The 17,866-nt window shown below is 40.3% G+C and carries 15 protein-coding genes; 9 read left to right on the top strand and 6 right to left on the bottom strand.

Going from position 1 to position 17,866, the window contains the following annotated elements; genetic code table 11:
• Window positions 1-2 precede the first annotated feature (2 nt).
• From OO007_RS04210 to OO007_RS04200, 3 genes are all read right to left on the bottom strand, one after another.
• On the bottom strand, window positions 3-215 hold the full coding sequence (locus tag OO007_RS04210; protein ID WP_325807860.1) for a hypothetical protein: 213 nt from the start codon (window positions 213-215) through the stop codon (window positions 3-5).
• 264 nt (window positions 216-479) lie between these two features.
• Window positions 480-1,388, bottom strand: a complete 909-nt coding sequence (locus tag OO007_RS04205) for a response regulator transcription factor (RefSeq protein ID WP_131904750.1) — start codon at window positions 1,386-1,388, stop codon at window positions 480-482.
• On the bottom strand, window positions 1,385-4,795 hold the full coding sequence (locus tag OO007_RS04200) for a hybrid sensor histidine kinase/response regulator (RefSeq protein ID WP_325807859.1): 3,411 nt from the start codon (window positions 4,793-4,795) through the stop codon (window positions 1,385-1,387). Before OO007_RS04200 ends, OO007_RS04205 begins: the two co-directional genes overlap by 4 nt.
• A 235-nt stretch (window positions 4,796-5,030) precedes the next feature.
• Here OO007_RS04200 and urtA point away from each other — a divergent pair, with 235 nt between their 5' ends.
• The 9 genes from urtA to OO007_RS04155 all read left to right on the top strand — a co-directional run bounded on the left by urtA (window position 5,031) and on the right by OO007_RS04155 (window position 14,045).
• Window positions 5,031-6,293 carry an urea ABC transporter substrate-binding protein gene (gene urtA / locus OO007_RS04195; protein WP_131904748.1) on the top strand — a complete coding sequence of 421 codons (1,263 nt, stop codon included), beginning with the start codon at window positions 5,031-5,033 and terminating at the stop codon, window positions 6,291-6,293.
• A 129-nt stretch (window positions 6,294-6,422) separates the two neighbouring features.
• Window positions 6,423-7,346, top strand: coding sequence for an urea ABC transporter permease subunit UrtB (gene urtB / locus OO007_RS04190; protein ID WP_325807858.1), 924 nt, complete (start codon window positions 6,423-6,425; stop codon window positions 7,344-7,346).
• 50 nt (window positions 7,347-7,396) lie between these two features.
• Window positions 7,397-8,548: an urea ABC transporter permease subunit UrtC gene (gene urtC / locus OO007_RS04185; protein ID WP_131904746.1), complete on the top strand. Its 1,152-nt coding sequence runs from the start codon at window positions 7,397-7,399 to the stop codon at window positions 8,546-8,548.
• Between the two features lie 57 nt (window positions 8,549-8,605).
• Window positions 8,606-9,352: an urea ABC transporter ATP-binding protein UrtD gene (gene urtD / locus OO007_RS04180; RefSeq protein WP_131904745.1), complete on the top strand. Its 747-nt coding sequence runs from the start codon at window positions 8,606-8,608 to the stop codon at window positions 9,350-9,352.
• 54 nt (window positions 9,353-9,406) lie between these two features.
• The gene (gene urtE, locus OO007_RS04175) at window positions 9,407-10,096 is read left to right on the top strand and encodes an urea ABC transporter ATP-binding subunit UrtE (RefSeq protein ID WP_325807857.1); all 690 of its coding nucleotides are present in this window, start codon (window positions 9,407-9,409) and stop codon (window positions 10,094-10,096) included.
• Window positions 10,097-10,170: 74 nt separating this feature from the next.
• Entirely contained in the window at window positions 10,171-11,403 is a 1,233-nt protein-coding gene (fmdA, locus tag OO007_RS04170; RefSeq protein ID WP_131904743.1) for a formamidase, read from the top strand.
• 19 nt (window positions 11,404-11,422) lie between these two features.
• The gene (locus OO007_RS04165; protein ID WP_325807856.1) at window positions 11,423-11,776 is read left to right on the top strand and encodes a zinc ribbon domain-containing protein; all 354 of its coding nucleotides are present in this window, start codon (window positions 11,423-11,425) and stop codon (window positions 11,774-11,776) included.
• A 116-nt stretch (window positions 11,777-11,892) separates the two neighbouring features.
• Window positions 11,893-12,939: an aliphatic amidase gene (locus OO007_RS04160; protein ID WP_131904741.1), complete on the top strand. Its 1,047-nt coding sequence runs from the start codon at window positions 11,893-11,895 to the stop codon at window positions 12,937-12,939.
• 44 nt (window positions 12,940-12,983) lie between these two features.
• On the top strand, window positions 12,984-14,045 hold the full coding sequence (locus OO007_RS04155; protein ID WP_325807855.1) for an AAA family ATPase: 1,062 nt from the start codon (window positions 12,984-12,986) through the stop codon (window positions 14,043-14,045).
• 114 nt (window positions 14,046-14,159) lie between these two features.
• Here the strand turns inward: OO007_RS04155 and OO007_RS04150 are convergent, their stop codons facing one another.
• From OO007_RS04150 to glnL, 3 genes are all read right to left on the bottom strand, one after another.
• Window positions 14,160-14,936 (bottom strand): alpha/beta hydrolase, encoded by a 777-nt coding sequence (locus OO007_RS04150; RefSeq protein WP_207906943.1) that lies wholly within the window; start codon window positions 14,934-14,936, stop codon window positions 14,160-14,162.
• A 56-nt stretch (window positions 14,937-14,992) separates the two neighbouring features.
• Window positions 14,993-16,405, bottom strand: a complete 1,413-nt coding sequence (gene ntrC / locus OO007_RS04145; protein ID WP_325807854.1) for a nitrogen regulation protein NR(I) — start codon at window positions 16,403-16,405, stop codon at window positions 14,993-14,995.
• A gap of 64 nt (window positions 16,406-16,469) precedes the next feature.
• Window positions 16,470-17,546 carry a nitrogen regulation protein NR(II) gene (glnL, locus tag OO007_RS04140; protein WP_325807853.1) on the bottom strand — a complete coding sequence of 359 codons (1,077 nt, stop codon included), beginning with the start codon at window positions 17,544-17,546 and terminating at the stop codon, window positions 16,470-16,472.
• Window positions 17,547-17,866: the final 320 nt, after the last annotated feature.

Raw genomic sequence — 17,866 nt, 5'->3', positions numbered from 1 at the left:
TGTTATTTCTTAACTCGTTGCTTTATCGCTTTAGGTAAACGTTTAATTACGTAAAATCCAGCCGCCATTAGCGACAGGTAAATACTTACTGTGATTACAGCATGAAACATCAAATGCATTACAGAAGCGTTTTCGTGCCCTGAATGAGCAGATGCTGTGACCGAAAAGCCCAGGCTTAAAAACACAGTAATTACTGTTAGAAATAATTTAGTCATTGCATATATCCTCACGCATTTTAAATGGCTCTTAAAAGTTAACGTACTGTTTGCCGAAAATGTCAGCTTTTTATGGTGCAAAATTCAATACACCATGACAGAACGAAATACTCTAAACACCTAATGCAGTTTATATGCCAATGTTGATCTAATAATATTAGCTAATTTGGTAGTTAGATGAGTTAGAACGGCGTCACATTTAATCGTTTTGGTGCAATAACTACGATTTTAGCACCTTCGTGGTGCAAAAATTATTAGATGATATTAATGATGGCTCAAAAAACGTAAACACACGGCTGTCGCCGAGGTTCTGTTTTCTACACCTAATTTTCTAAATATCGGTTCTAGATGCTTATTAACCGTTCTTGGACTCATTGATAATATTTGGCCAATTTCTCGATTGGTTTTCCCCCGTACCAGCCAAAACAATACTTCTGATTCTCTCTCTGTGACGGAGAAGCGTTCGCAAAATAATTCGCGCGTACTGATTTCATCATCATTAGTCAGCCTGAGTAAGTATTCGCCCGGTGCTGGTCTTCCTAGAAAACACACCTGAATCGGCTTATCAAAATCTTTGAGCCACAGACTTCCATGCTTCTCTGGATTTGAGGATAGCCAAAACCGGATTTGCTCAGACATCAATTCAGAATTTTCTTCAGTATTAATACCGGCACTTTCCAAAAGTTTTTGCGCCGTATTTGTGGCCCATATTATTTTGGCGTTTGCGTCACAGGTAAATGCTAGTTGACCAATCTGATTCAGTGCTTTGTGAGCACTTCGTGTCGACTTTGAGTTCCTTAAATGTACTTTGATTCTTGCTAGTAACTCATCGAACTGTACGGGTTTATTAATGTAATCAACCCCACCCGCATCCAAGCTTTGGAACAGATAATCTTTGTCACTTAAGCCCGTCATAAAAATAACGGGTATATCCGTTAAATCACTATTTTTCTTTAGCTCTTTGCAGGCTTCTACGCCATCCATTATCGGCATAATAATGTCCATTAAAATAATGTCGGGCACCATGCGGTTAGCTATTGAAATAGCTTGTTCACCATTCATTGCGACCAGCACTGTATAACCTTCATTGATCAATGCTTCATTGATCATACCCAGCGCTTCCGCCGAATCATCGGCAACTAATACGATGCCTTTTGTTTCTTTTTCAATCATGAATCTAAGCCTTTTTCAGCCAATGAAATAATTTTTGCAAACTTACAACATTTCACATATTTGCGAATCCGTTTAACAAGTTCTTGATTACTTTCTAATTTATCCATGCGTGTTAATATTTTTTCGATACCTTGTATATACCCTATTTCCGCCATTGAGATAAGTTCATGACAATCACTTTTTTTAATCCCGCTGAATAGAGTTGTTAAGTCTGGCTTATCTTTAGGTTCTGTTTTTTTGTTTTTAGGCAGTGCTTTCTCGGTTTCATAAGCCCACCTTAAACCCAACACATTGGCGATTTTATCCAGCAGTAAATTATCATTAATAGGTTTGATTAAATAATCATTGTGCAGCCTCTTATCAGCATCAACATCCTGATTTTTAGGATTGTTTTCAGGGCTTTCAAAAGCATCAGCAGATACCATAATAATGGGGGTTTTTATGCCTCGATTTCGCAGAACTTTCACTAATTGCCACCCATTCATGCCTGGCATAGAGATGTCGAGCAGAAACAAATCGACGTTTTTATCCTCCAAACCTTCTAAACAGTTATAAGCGTCAGAAGCCTCTAAAACGTCAAAATTAAGCGGTGATAGAATTTCACTGATTAGACCACGATGGGAAGGTTCATCATCGACCACCATGATGGTTTTTTTACTACCTTCATAAGACGCTATGCGCCTGATAACTTCGGTGCGTAAAGTAGGCTCTGAAACATTCGGCAACATCAGGGATAATTGAAAACTACTACCTTTGCCGTGTTCGCTTTGCAGGGTGATTTCGCCCCCCATTATTTCGGCAAAAAATTTGCTAATCGTTAGTCCCAAACCAACACCTGGAATTTGTGGAGAATCAAGAGTGCGGATTCTTTCAAAAGGTTGAAAAATAAGTTCTTTATCTTCCGTTCCAATTCCCACCCCGGTATCTGAAATAATAAATTTAGCCACCTGGTTGCGATAGATAACGGAAAAAGTCACCCCCCCACTTTGGGTGTATTTTATTGCATTCGAAAGCAGGTTGATGAGTATTTGTCTCAAGCGTTTTTCATCGCCAATGACAACATCGGGGATCTGATTCGTGACGTCATATACAAACGTCAAATCTTTAGCATCCGCCTGCATGCTAAACATCTCTGCCAAATCATCTACTAACATTTTTAACGGCAGTTGATCGCGTCGCAATTCGATTCGACCTGCTTCAATTCGGGATATATCCAGCATGCCTTCGATTAAATCGTTTAGATGCTCGCCACTACGATGAATCAATGTCAGCTTGGCTTCCTGATCTTCGAGCAAGCGTTGATCTTTTTCTAATAATTGCGTGTAACCTAGTATTGTATTTAAAGGGCTTCTTAATTCATGACTGATACCGATAAGGTATCTGCTTTTGGCCAGATTGGCTGAATCTGCCGTTTTCATTGCCTCTTGCAGTGCTTGTCCTGTCTGTCCGTGAGCTTTTATCTCTTTGCTCAGCAAATGAGTTTGGCGTTGCGATTCTTCTAGTGCAAATTGTCGGCTTTCTGTCGCTAATACAAATAACCAAACTAATACACCTACAATGATCATTAGCAGAACAAATACATTCTTCATCGCTGATGTAATTAATTCGTTTGCCTCTATATTCTCATTAGGAACCTGTTGATAAACAAGCCAGAAAACCGTTGCTATCAAAGAAGAAATCAAACTAAGCAAGAATACAAATTGCAGCAATCTATTATCAATTTTAGCGGCAATATTATGCGGCAAAATGCTATTGATAAATAATTTCAGTTGATCATTAAATCTTGCACCAGCCTTACATTGATCATGACAGCGCCCGTCTAATGAGCAGCATAAAGAACAAATAGCTCCTCCGTAAGCTGGGCATGAGGTCATATCCTCTGTCTCAAAATCATTTTGGCAAACAGTACAAGTTAATATTCTTGTAGATGTTTTTTGTAGATTTGATTTACGCGCTATGTAGTATTTTCCTTTGGTATAGATTGCAATGATCGGGGACACTATAAATGCTGTTACCAAAGAAATATAAGGTGACAAAGCATGAGCTAATTCACCAAATACCCCAGTATAAGAGACGATACCAGCAACTGAAGCAATAAGCATTGCACCAAAACCAACCGGATTAATATCGTATAAATGAGCACGCTTAAATTCTATGTGCTTCGGGCTATAACCAAGTGGTTTGTTAATGACTAAATCTGCGACTAGTGCTCCTACCCACGCTACCGCCACATTGGCGTAAACGCCGAGTATATGCTCTAGCGCTTCATATATACCCAGCTCCATTAGTAGCAAAGCTATTGTTACGTTGAAAACCAGCCAGACAACTCGTCCTGGATGACTGTGAGTTAAACGAGAGAAGAAGTTTGACCAGGCAATAGACCCTGCATAAGCATTTGTTACGTTAATTTTTAATTGGCTGATAATAACGAAGATACCGGTTAGTGCTAAAACCACGTTTGGGGAGTCTGTTAAAAAACTAAACGCAATTAAGTACATTTGAGTTGGATTATCAGCAAGTTCTTCGGGTATTCCGTGGTTTATAGCAAGTACCACCAGAAATGAGCCAGCTAGAATTTTTATAGCTCCGACTATAATCCACCCAGGTCCTGCAGAGATAAGAGCTAACCACCAACGGCGACTATTCGTCTTATTCTTCTCTGGTAAAAACCGTAAAAAATCAACTTGCTCCCCTATCTGCGCGATAAGCGAGAATATGACCCCTGATGCCGCACCAAAAAAGATCAGATTAAAGCCGGTAGTATTCTGTTGCTGTTCCAGGGTTCCTTTATAGTTTGTCCAGTCTTCAACAGCAGACCATTCATAATAAAGAATAAAAACAAATGGGAGTATTTGTAATACCAACCAAAGTGGCTGACTCCATAATTGAAAACGACTGATAAAGGTTATTCCGTGAGTCGCTAGCGGTATGACCATTAATGAGCTCAGCAGATAAGCAATGCTAAGCGGTATATCGAATAGCATTTCCAGTGCCAGCGACATTATTGCGGCTTCTATGGCAAAGAAAATAAAGGTAAAAGAGGCATAAATTAGCGAGGTTATGGTTGAACCAATATAGCCAAAACCTGCCCCTCTGGTAAGTAAATCAATGTCTACACCATAGCGCGCAGCATAATAGCTAATTGGCAAACTTGTAAGAAATATAATAAGTGAAACGACCATCACCGCGATCACGGTATTGTCAAAACCATAACGTAGAGTAATCGCACCACCTATGGCTTCTAACGCCAGAAAAGAGATAGCCCCCAAAGCAGTGTTAGAGACACGTGACACCGACCATAAACGTCCGCTTTTTGCGGTAAAACGTAACGCATAATCTTCCATCGTCTGGTTGGCAGCCAAACGATTGTATTTTCTTCTGAATTTTGAAACATGCTGTTCATTCATACCAATGTCACTCAAACCAAACTATTTAATCAGGATTAACATCCCTATTTAATCCAGTTCGGATCATATAAAGACAGCCTCTACTATCGGTATACAAGTTTCATGCCAAAGGATATGCGTCAAATGACGTACCTCACTGGTGCGAATGGCGAATTCACAGAAACCCTCTAGATACGGATACTTTCGCTGGACAATGACAGTCAAGCAACTTCCATTTTATTAAAGAGGTAAAAACATGAAGTATTCAGGTTTCTCCAAAAGGCACAATGAATTGCGCCGACATATATTAAAAGGATTTATGGCATTACCTGCCGCTATTTTCTTATCTACATCTTGTATTGCGGCAACACCACCAACGTCAGAAATAAGCACTACTGGTTTAGCTGTAACGGATGACACAGTAACAGTAGGAATACTGCATTCACTTACTGGAACAATGGCTATCAGTGAAACAGGTGCTCAGGAAGCTGAAAAACTTGCGATCAAACAAATAAACGATATGGGCGGTATTTTAGGCCGCAAAATAGAAGTGATTCAGGAAGATGGGGCTAGTGACTGGCCTACATTTGCTGAAAAAAGTCGTAAATTATTAGTTCAAGATAAAGTAGCTGCAGTATTTGGCGCCTGGACTTCGGCTTCTCGTAAGGCTGTTTTACCTGTATTTGAAAAAGAAAATGGACTTCTCTACTACCCAACGTTCTACGAAGGTCTGGAACAGTCTAAAAACGTTATCTACACAGGTCAGGAAGCAACTCAACAAATCCTCGATGGACTTAACTGGGTAGCAAAAGAAAAGAAAGCTAAAACGTTTTACCTGATCGGTTCTGACTATATCTGGCCAAGAACCTCAATGAAAATTGCGCGTAAGCACATTGAAAAAGTGTTAGGTGGAAAAGTTGTTGGTGAAGAATACAAGCCTCTTGGCGATACTCAATTCGGTTCTGTTATCAACAAAATCCGTTTGAAAAAGCCTGACGTTATCTACGCAGCTGTCGTTGGTGGAAGTAACGTTGCATGGTTCAAGCAGCTAAAAGCTGCAGGTATCACCTCTAAGAAACAAACACTGTTAACAATCTCAGTTACAGAGGATGAAGTATTGGGTATCGGTGGTGAAAACCTTGAAGGTTTCTACTCAATCATGAAGTATTTCCAAAGCCAGGATAACGAAAACAACAAGAAATTTGTTGCTGCATTTAAGGAAATGTGGGGTGACGATAGTGTAATAGGTGATGTAACTCAAGCTGCTTACTTAGGTCCTTGGTTATGGAAAGCTGCGGTTGAAAGAGCGGGATCATTTGATGTTGATAAAGTCGTAGCAGAGTCTGAAAAAGGCGATATTGAATTAACAACTGCACCAGAAGGTTATGTGAAATTACATAAGAACCATCACTTATGGAGTAAAGCTCGTGTTGGCCAATGGAAGAAAGACGGTCAAGCAACAGTTGTTTACACATCTGAGTTAATTGAACCAGATCCATTCCCAGCTGGTTATCAATAAGCTTTAAGTTGAAACAGAGTAATGTGGGTATAAACCCGCATTACTCACTTCTTAGAAAGTCGATAGACCATTTACAAGTAAGCATTATTTGCAACACAAAAAAGTTCTATTTAATACGGAGATTATCAAATGGGCGATTACACATCTAGCGAGTTGGTTTCTATATTCGCAATGCAAGGATTTGCTGGTATTAGTTTATTCAGCGTACTTCTATTAATGGCACTTGGCCTGGCGATTATATTTGGTCAAATGGGCGTTATTAACATGGCTCATGGTGAATTCATGGCTGTTGGCGCATATACGACCTATTTTATGTCTTCACTTACAGAAACTTATTTTCCTAGTTTCATGCCTTATTACTTTATTTTTGCAATCGTGGTCGCCTTCTTTGTTGCAGGAGTTTTAGGCTACTTAGCTGAATTTGTCTTGATACGGCATCTATACAAAAGACCTCTAGATACTCTCCTTGCAACCTGGGGTTTAAGCTTAATTATGCAGCAATCATTCCGAACTCTTTTCGGAGCACGAGAAGTAAGCCCAACTTTACCTGACTGGTTATTAGGTTCTTACCAACCAACAGAGACTATTGATATTCCTTTAAATGGCATGTTTGTTCTAGCTTTAACTGCCGTTGTAACTTTAGGTGTTTTCTACTTACTGTACAAATCAAGCTGGGGATTACGTGTAAGAGCTACTACTCAAAATCGAGTAATGAGTGGTGCTGTCGGTATAAATACTAAAAAAGTAGATAGATATACCTTTGCGTTAGGTTGTGGAATAGCAGGCATCGCAGGAGCAGCTTTTACAACCATAGCTTCAACAGGCCCAACAACCGGCACTTTGTATATCGTTGATACATTTATGGTAGTTGTATTTGGTGGTGCAGCAAGCTTGATCGGCACAATCGTATCGGCCTTTAGCATCGCTCAGGCACAATCAATATTAGAATTCTTTATCAGTGGATCAATGGCAAAGGTATACACCTTATTTGCACTTGTCTTGATCTTAATGTTTAAGCCTGAAGGCTTATTCGCGAGCAAGGTTCGTCGTTAAAACTATTAACTATAAACCATAGAAAAACTTATATTTATTCTGGAGATAGTATGAACTTTGTATATGAAAAAATGATGGGAGGCAAAAAAGGTCTCACAGGGTTTCTGATCTTAGCGACCTTGATACTTGTTATCTTCCCTTTATTTTTAGATATTTTTCGTCTTAATTTAGTGGGCAAATACCTTACTTATGCATTCCCTGCAGTCAGCCTTGTTCTTCTTTGGGGTTACGGTGGAATATTAAGCTTAGGACAAGGTGTTTTCTTTGGCTTAGGTGGCTATGGCATGGCCATGTTTTTGAAGCTTGAAGCTTCATCTGTAGAGAACACTAAAATCCAATCTACCCCTGGTATTCCTGATTTCATGGATTGGAACCAGTTAACTTCACTACCTTGGTTTTGGGAGCCTTTCAACAGTCTTACATTAACCATTTTAGCCATCCTGATATTACCTGCCGCTTTTGCTTATATTATCGGTGCAGCAATGTTTAAACGCCGTGTTGGTGGGGTTTATTTTGCAATAATTACGCAAGTTATAGCGGTTATTTTGACAATATTAATTGTGGGTCAGCAAGGATATACAGGCGGTATTAATGGTATTACTGATTTACGTACCTTAAACGGCTGGGACATCACCACTGATAGCGCAAAGTACATCTTCTACTTCATCAATGTAGCGTTGCTGTTAGGGGTTATTTTACTTTCAAGACTTATTCTAACGAGTAAGTTTGGTAGCTTGCTGTTAGCCATTAGAGATAAGGAAGATCGTGTGCGTTTCTCTGGCTACGACGTTTCCAATTTTAAAATATTCATCTTCTGTTTTTCTGCCTTAATTTCATCGATCGGCGGCGCGATGTTCACACTGCAGGTGGGCTTCATGTCCCCTTCTTTTGTTGGCATCGTTCCTTCGATTGAGATGGTCATCTTTGCCGCAGTTGGCGGCAGAATGTCACTCATAGGTGCAGTCTACGGAACCTTATTAATTAACTTCGGTAAGACCGCCTTCTCTGAATCATTCCCTGAATTATGGCTGTTTTTGATGGGTGGCTTATTCATCTCTGTCGTTATGTTCTTCCCGAATGGTTTAGCAGGGCTTTGGGATGACTACGGACACTACATTACCGATAGATTTTCAAAATCTAAAAAAACCAAAGAAGACTCACCCGAAATTGTTGAAAAGAAGTCTGATGAGAGTGCAGCTTAAATCTCATGTGCACCCTGATTGACATTACTTTTTATACATTACTTTCTGGAGTAATAAATGAATTCAAATACTGATTTTACTTTAGCAATAGAAGATCTCACCGTTTCATTTGATGGTTTCAAAGCGGTAGATAGCTTGAATTTTTATCTCGATCAAAATGAGCTCCACGTAGTCATTGGACCCAATGGAGCAGGTAAGACTACCGTTCTAGATTTGATTTGCGGTAAAACCAAATCAACCTCGGGCAGTATTAAGTTCCTAAATGAGGAGCTTACTAAAATGTCTGAACATGAAATTGTAAGGGCGGGGGTTGGACGTAAATTTCAAACACCATCGATTTATGAAAATTTAACCGTCCTGGAAAACCTCGAAATTTCTTACCCTTATGGTCGAACTGTTGCTGGCTCATTGATGTTTAAACGATCCTCCGAAGTTCTTGAAAAGATCAATCAAACAGCCAGTGAAATCATGCTGCAAGATGACTTAGATACTGAAGCTGGATTATTAAGTCATGGCCAAAAGCAATGGCTTGAAATCGGCATGTTACTTATTCAGGACCCTCAATTATTAATGCTCGATGAGCCTGTGGCCGGCATGAGTGTAAAAGAGAGAGAACAAACCGCAGAACTTTTGAACAAAATTAGTAAAGGTCGTTCTGTTCTCGTTATAGAACACGACATGGAGTTTGTTGAGCGTATAGCGCATAAGGTAACCGTTTTACACCAAGGCAAAATACTAGCCGCCGGGAATATGGAAGAAGTACAAAACGATCCAAAAGTTATTGAAGTATATCTTGGTCACTAAGACCTAAATAACTATTAATCAAACAACTATTAACCAAATAACGAAGGTATTCAGATGCTAGACGTCTCAAACTTAAAAGTTAGCTACGGTCAAAGTGAGGTCATACATGGCCTGGATTTTACTGTCCCAAAAAATGAAACATTAGCAATTATGGGCCGCAATGGAATGGGTAAAACCACGCTGTTTAAATCATTGATTGGCATTCTTGATTCCACCGACGGTCAAATTAGTATCGATGGTGTAAATGTTACGAATACAGACAGTTACAAAAGAGTCGAAAACGGTATTGCCTACGTCCCTCAAGGCAGAATGATTTTTCCTTCACTGACCGTTCAAGAAAATATAGAAACAGGAATGGAAGTCTCGAAATTAAAGAGAATCCCAGATGATATCTATGCCCTATTCCCTGTATTACAAGATATGCGAAAACGTAAAGGTGGAAACCTTTCTGGTGGACAGCAGCAACAATTAGCTATTGCGAGAGCACTTGTCACAAACCCTAAAGTCTTATTACTAGATGAGCCTACCGAAGGTATTCAGCCCTCCATTATTAAAGATATCGCAAACGTTCTTAATGAAATTAAAAAGATGCGTGATATCACAATTATCGTTTCAGAACAGGTGCTTAGTTTCACTATGGCAATCGCAGATCGCATCATCGTTATCGATAAGGGTAATTTTATACACGAGGATCTTAGAGATGAAGTAAACACCGAGCAAATCAAGAAATATTTATCCGTATAGAGCCATTTGGATAGATTTAAACGTTATCAACAACCACAAATTTTCAAACACTGTAATTACAGTAGGAGTTTAAAATGACAGACACAATTATTAAAGTAAACCTAAACGAGTCTGCTTACGATAATGACAAACTTCATAATCGTTGGCATCCAGATATTCCGATGGTCGAAACGGTGAAACCAGGCGATGATTTCATTATCGAATGTATCGACTGGACTGGCGGACAAATAAAAAATGACGATGATGCTGCCGATGTTCGAGACGTCGATTTAACGCAAGTACATTTCCTATCTGGTCCTGTCGGTGTTGAAGGTGCAGAACCTGGTGATTTGTTAGTTGTAGATATACTTGATATCGGGACTTTTGATGATAGCCAATGGGGCTTTAACGGTTTCTTCTCGAAACAAAATGGCGGTGGCTTCTTAACAGAGCATTACCCAGACGCACAAAAATCTATCTGGGATTTTAAAGGTATGTTCACCAGCTCACGTCATATCCCAGGCGTAGAATTTGCAGGTCTTATACACCCTGGCTTAATTGGTTGTCTGCCATCACAGGAACTACTGGATGAGTGGAATAAGCGTGAATCAGCATTAGTGGCGACAGACCCAGACAGAGTACCACCACTAGCAACACTTCCTTATGTGGATACAGCACACATGGGACGTATGTCTAAAGACGACGCTAAAGCAGCAGCTGCAGAAGCGGCTAGAACCGTACCACCACGTGAACATGGCGGTAACTGTGATATTAAAGATTTATCTCGTGGCTCAAAAGTTTACTTCCCTGTTTATGTAAAAGGCGGCGGACTTTCAGTAGGTGACCTTCATTTCAGTCAGGGTGATGGCGAAATCACATTCTGTGGTGCAATCGAAATGGCGGGCTGGATTCACATGCGTGTAAATCTGGTTAAAAACGGTATGGAAGCTTACGGTATTAAAAACCCTATTTTCAAACCAAGTCCTATTGCTCCAAAATATGAAGACTATCTAATCTTTGAAGGCATCTCTGTCGATGAAGAAGGCGAACAGCATTACCTAGATGTGCAGGTTGCCTACAGACAGGCTTGTTTGAATGCTATCGAATACCTGAAAAAGTTTGGTTACTCAGGCGCACAAGCATACTCACTCCTGGGAACTGCACCAGTGCAGGGCCATATCAGTGGTGTGGTCGATGTGCCCAACTCCTGTGCCACTCTGTGGTTGCCTACCGACATCTTTGATTTCGACATTAATCCAAGTGCAGATGGCCCAACAAAATACCTTGATGGCAGTATTGATATGCCTATTGCACCGGATGAAGACTAACAGCTAAAGGAGAATAACAATGCCAGTTTACGATTATAAATGTTCTGAACACGGTTTGTTCTATGAGCTTGCAAGTATGGAAGACCATGCAAAGCCAGCTTGTTGTCCTGAGTGTCAAACGTTATCACCACGTGTGATTATCATGTCGCCTGCACTTTTTGAAATGCCTAAAGAGAAAAAACAAGCGATGGAAAAGAATGAGAAGGCTCAACATGAGCCTCAACATTCAACGGTTGATTCACGCGCAGAAAATGCCGAAATGCTTAAAAGTGGTTGCGGTTGCGAAAACAAAAAACGAGCGAGCAACCTTATGTATACGGCTGAAGGTAACAAGATGTTTCCTTCTATGCGACCTTGGATGATCAGTCATTAAAGCAGTAGTCAGAACTCAATAATCGATTAGGGCTGGTTGGAATACATATACGTTTATACACACTTCCAACTAGCTTTTTCGACGCTTTTTAATCATATTTATATCGGAGAATACGCATGAGACACGGTGACGTTTCCAGCAGTGCAGATACAGTAGGTGTTGCTGTAGTAAATTACAAAATGCCAAGATTACATACTCGTGAAGAAGTGTTAGAGAATGCACACAATATTGCGGAAATGATCAAAGGCATGAAGCAAGGCCTTCCAGGAATGGATTTAGTTATATTTCCTGAATACAGCACCATGGGCATCATGTACGACAAAGACGAAATGATGGCTACAGCAGCCACTATTCCGGGCGATGAAACAGCAATATTCAGTGCCGCATGTAAAGAAGCAAATACATGGGGCGTATTTTCTCTAACAGGAGAAAGACACGAAGATCACCCTAATAAAGCCCCATACAACACTTTAGTGTTGATAAATGATCAAGGTGAAATCGTACAGAAATACCGCAAATGTATTCCATGGTGTCCTATTGAAGGTTGGTATCCAGGTGATACCACGTATGTCAGTGAAGGCCCTAAGGGCATGAAAATAAGCTTAATTATCTGTGATGATGGCAACTATCCAGAGATTTGGCGTGACTGTGCCATGAAAGGCGCAGAATTAATCATTCGATGTCAGGGCTATATGTACCCTGCTAAAGAACAGCAAGTGATGATGGCCAAGTCTATGGCGTGGGCAAATAATAGTTACGTTGCCGTTGCTAATGCGACTGGTTTTGATGGTGTTTATTCATACTTTGGGCACTCAGCACTTATTGGCTTTGATGGAAGAACATTAGGTGAATGTGGCGAAGAAGATATGGGTGTTCAATACGCTCAGTTATCTGTTAGCCAGATTCGCGATGCTCGTGCAAATGATCAATCTCAAAACCATCTCTTTAAATTATTGCATCGTGGTTATACCGGTGTTTACAACTCTGGCGATGGCGATAAAGGCGTTGCTGATTGCCCATTTGATTTTTACCGAAGCTGGGTATTGGATGCCGAAAAAACCCGAGAAGATGTGGAAGCACTGACTCGTAAAACTATCGGTGTTGCAGAATGCCCTGTCGGTGATTTACCCGTTGATGGCAAAGAAAAAACAGCCGGCGAATAACGCTTACGTTACTAAGATATTCGAGCAAAAAAATCGAGTCGATCATGCCATTCATAAACGAAAGATTGTCAGCAAATCAGACCAGTATCGATAAGGCCAGGTATGAAAAACCTACTACGGATAATACCTTAGCCCGACAATCACGCTTTCATTTCAAACCTGAAGACGTTATGAATGCTCTACGGACAAACATCATCGGTCAAGATGATGTTTTGTCCTCAGTAGAGGAAATGTTATATCTGGTGAAAGCAGACTTCGGCATAAAACATCGTCCATTGGCGGTTAACCTATTTCTTGGCCCCACAGGTGTCGGCAAAACTGAAACCGTCAAAATTATTGCAAAAAGTATCTTGGGCAGCACCGACAATTTTTGCCGGATAGATATGAATACGCTCGCTCAAGAGCATTATGCCGCCTCTTTAACGGGCGCTCCTCCAGGTTATGTTGGCAGTAAAGAAGGGCATTCTTTATTTGATAGCGATGCTATCAAAGGTAGCTTTAGCAAACCCGGTATTGTGTTATTCGATGAGCTTGAAAAAGCCAGTACAGAAGTAATCCGCGCGCTATTGAATGTGCTGGATACCGGTCATCTCGTGTTGTCATCCGGTACGCATGAGATTGATTTTAGTAACTGCCTAATATTCATGACCAGCAATATTGGCGTTAAAGAATTAAATGCACATCGCGCCGCACAAAACAAAGGCATAAAAAAATGGTTTGGAAGCAATACCATCGATGAAAAAAGCCATCTTAAGCAAGCCTTACAGAAAAAATTTGATCCTGAATTTTTAAACAGAATCGATAGAATTTTATCGTATGATTATTTAAGCGATGAGTTTCTAGATAAGATACTGGATGTGGAACTTGAAAAACTAAATCTACGACTAAAAGCCAAAAACGCCACTCTTGAATTAGATGAAACCGCGAGACAGCAGCTATACACTTATTACGATGAAGAGTACGGCGCACGCAATCTCGCACAACATATCAGAGTGAAACTGGAACCGTTAGTGGCGAGAGAAATACTCAAAGATGATCAATCAACACAATTCATCATCAAGTATGTAGATGACAAATTTAGTATTTCGCCGGATATCAACACTTGATCACTTGTCTAATAACAGTAAATCAAGGTTCTATTCGATGAAAAAGCCACCCCCCACCTTTGGGGCACTTTTTATTCCTTATTTTGTTACCAGTTAGAAAAACAACCACTTCGTTTATTTGAGTGTTTTTTGTAACCAGGCAGAAATATCGTTAATTTCTTCCATATTCACGGAATGCTCCATTTGATAGGAGTGTGCTTCAACATCAAAACCTTTGGCTTCTAATTGCGGCACATAATCTTGCCAGCTAGCGAATGGAATCACCGGATCTTGTTGACCGTGAGCAGCAAAAATAGCCATGCCCTTTTGCACGTCTGGGACTTCACCCAGCAAGTTGTCGGCAAACGGAATGTAAGTAGAAAGTGCCATGATTCCACCCAGTTTCTTCGGATAACGCAAACCAGTGTGAAGTGCTATTACGCCACCTTGCGAGAAGCCAGCTAGCAGAATTTTTTCTGAAGGTGTGCCACTTTCAATTTCATCATCAATCATTTTATTGATCCATGTGACCGTGGTTAAGATATCATCTTCATTGGCATTTTTACTTCTGTCTAATGACAGCAAGTCATACCACGCTGGCATCGACATGCCATTATTTAATGTTACTGGTCGTGATGGCGCGTGTGGGAAAATAAATTTAACTTTTAGCGAAGCCGGTAAACGTAATTCAGGAATCACTGGCACAAAATCATTTCCGTCTGCGCCTAAGCCGTGCATCCAGATGACTGTGAATTCAGTTTCTTCTGCGGTTTTTACGATTTCTGCTGGTAATTTTTCCATGGCTTCTACGCTTCCTATATGTCCTGAATAACCCAATAACGTACTAAATAGAACTTGTGCAAAAAATAGCGCTATAAGTGGGGGGGTGGCTTTTTTAACTAAATGACTCATTAAAGATGTTAAAAATAAGCGCTGCATAATATCAAAATTTATCATTTTTCACAGAATTAAGAAGCATCCAGTTCTTTTAACTTTCTGGTTAATGTATTTCTACCCCAACCCAGTAATTCAGCCGCATCTTTTTTTCTACCACCGGTTTTTTGTAATGCCGCATTCAATGCGATGGTTTCAAATTTAGGGGTAACATCATCAAGAATTCGAGTGTCGCCACGATTGAGTCTTTGCAATAAATTTTGAAATAACAACGCTTCCCAGTTGCTCGCCTTTTGTTCATCGCTTTGCTTTAATTCTTGCGGTAAATCCTCCATGGTAATTTCACTGCCCGTTGCCATTACGGTTAACCAGCGACTGACATTTTCTAACTGACGAACATTACCCGGCCATTCTAAGGTTTGAAGGTAATCACTGACTTCATTGCTCAATCGTTTTTGCTCTGCGTTCAGTTCAATCGCGGCTTGTGCCAGGAAGTGATTCAATAGAACGATAATATCTTCATCTCTCTCTCTTAATGCCGGTATCTGCAATCGAATAACGTTGAGACGATGGAATAAATCTTCACGGAATGTGCCATTTTTTACGTGCTCTTCTAAGTTTTGATGGGTTGCCGCCACTACGCGCACATCCACTTTAATCGCTTTAGTGCCACCGACTCGATAAAATTCGCCATCCGCTAAAACACGAAGTAAACGTGTTTGTAATTCAGCTGGCATATCCCCAATTTCATCGAGAAATAACGTGCCGCCATCGGCCTGCTCAAATCGCCCAATTCGCTGTGTTTGTGCGCCAGTGAATGAGCCTTTTTCATGCCCAAATAATTCAGATTCAAGTAACTCTTTAGGAATTGCAGCCGTGTTTATCGCGATAAACGTTCTATTCGCTCTGGGGCTGTGGGTATGCAACGCTTTAGCCACCAATTCTTTACCGGTTCCAGACTCACCCGTGATCAAAACTGAAATACTGGTTTTACTGAGTCGCCCTATCGAGCGGAACAATTCCTGCATTGCTACTGACTGACCAATAATTTCCTGTGGTGAATCTAACGGTGCATTTTCTGCAACTTGCCCACTTTTAACTTTGTTGATCGAGCAAGCACGTCTGGCGAGTTCAGTGGCCTCGTTGATATCAAAAGGCTTTGGCAAGTATTCAAAAGCACCACTTTCGTATGCGGACATTGCACTATCCATATCCGAATGCGCCGTCATTATAATCACAGGCAAATCTGGATAAAGGCTGTGAATTTCTTTAATCAACTCAAAACCGCTCATGCCAGGCATGCGTATATCTGAAATAACGGCTTCAGGATTTTCCACATCAGCATCGTTTAAGTCGCGGATTAAATCACTGGCAAATTCGTAAGCACGAACGGCCATACCCGCTTTTTCTAACGCCTTTTGTAAAACCCAACGAATGGACTGGTCGTCATCTACTATCCATAATTTTTCTGGTTTTCTTGTTGGCACTTTGTCTCGCCTCTTTTAAAAATTTCAGTTTTATTTCAATGTAACTACGTATTGCTACTGTGGATTAATCTGCTTTTGAATTATCTATTGGTAATAACAGCGTAAAACAGGTTTCGCCGGGTTCCGATGTAAACTCAATCACCCCATGATGTCGATTCGCTAATGATTGGGCGATGGATAAACCAAGCCCAGTGCCATTGGCTGAACCGCTAATCATGGGAAAGAATAGCTTGTTACGAATATTTTCCGGAACGCCACCACCATCATCAATGACTTCCAGTTTTAGGGCTAACCGATACTGTTTGTTATTGATGACGTAATTTCTTAGTATTCGTGTTCTAAATAAAATGTTGCCTGAATCACCGACCGCTTTTAAGGCATTACCTACAATGTTAAAAACAATTTGAATCAAATTATCCAAATCTGCTTGTAACTCGGGAATACTCGGGTCGTAATCAAATTGTAAATTTACACCCTTAGGTATATCCGCTTTAACTAACCGGCGAACCCGCTCCAAAACTTCGTGAATGTTGATCCATTGATTTTTGGTTGGCTGTCTTGAGCCCAATAGTCGATCCACTAATTTTTGCAAACGGTCTGCTTCAGAAATGATAATTCGGGTGTATTCTTTTAACTCTTCACTGTCTAACTCAGAATCGAGTAGCTGTGCAGCACCACGCAATCCTCCTAAAGGATTTTTAATTTCGTGTGCCATTCCCCTGACTAAACTTTGAGTAGCTTCTTGCTGACTTAATAACTGCTCTTCACGCGCGATTCTTAATTGAAAATCGGTTCGATACAGCTCGAGTACAATTCCTTTTAACTTGGAATTTTTGATAAACGGGGTAGCAACACAATCAACAATAATATCTTTCTTTTGCTGACCTTTTAGATAGCGACCACGAACCGCTTGCGGCTCCTCATTTTCAATCACAAAATCAAGGTGATCCCTCATGATGTCTTCATGCAATATCACGGAAAATGGTTTATCGATAATGCGCTCTCTAGACTGGCCAAATAAATTTTCAGCAGCAGCATTCATTTGGCGAACTCGCAATGACTCATCTAATACGATTATCGCAATACTAATAGTGTCGCTAATTTCATTTGGTGAGAATTGAGTCTGTATATCTTTAGCCAACTTTTTATCCTGAAACTAAAAGGTAATGTATCTGAGAGTTATTAATGTAATTAACAAAAATCTTGAATTTAAATTAACAATGCAATCTTTGAGCCAACTTCTAAAAGGGCTTAAATAAACAAAACTCGCAGTTATTTATCTCCCCGAAACTATTATGGTGCTTTTTATCACACTAATGCACCTTATTGGTGCTTTTATCTCGAATTTCCTCCTTCTAGTTGCCCTAAGCCCCACTGAATAACACCGATAGCGCCTTTTTTAAAGTTGGCACGTATTTTGCGAAGTACGCATAAGCACACTGCTTTTTAATATCAATATGG

This window comes from Cocleimonas sp. KMM 6892 (assembly GCF_035798195.1).
GTDB classification, from domain to species: Bacteria; Pseudomonadota; Gammaproteobacteria; order Thiotrichales; family Thiotrichaceae; genus Cocleimonas; species Cocleimonas flava.
Note: the sequence above shows the minus strand (reverse complement) of the source record. Positions and strands in the feature narration are given on the sequence as shown.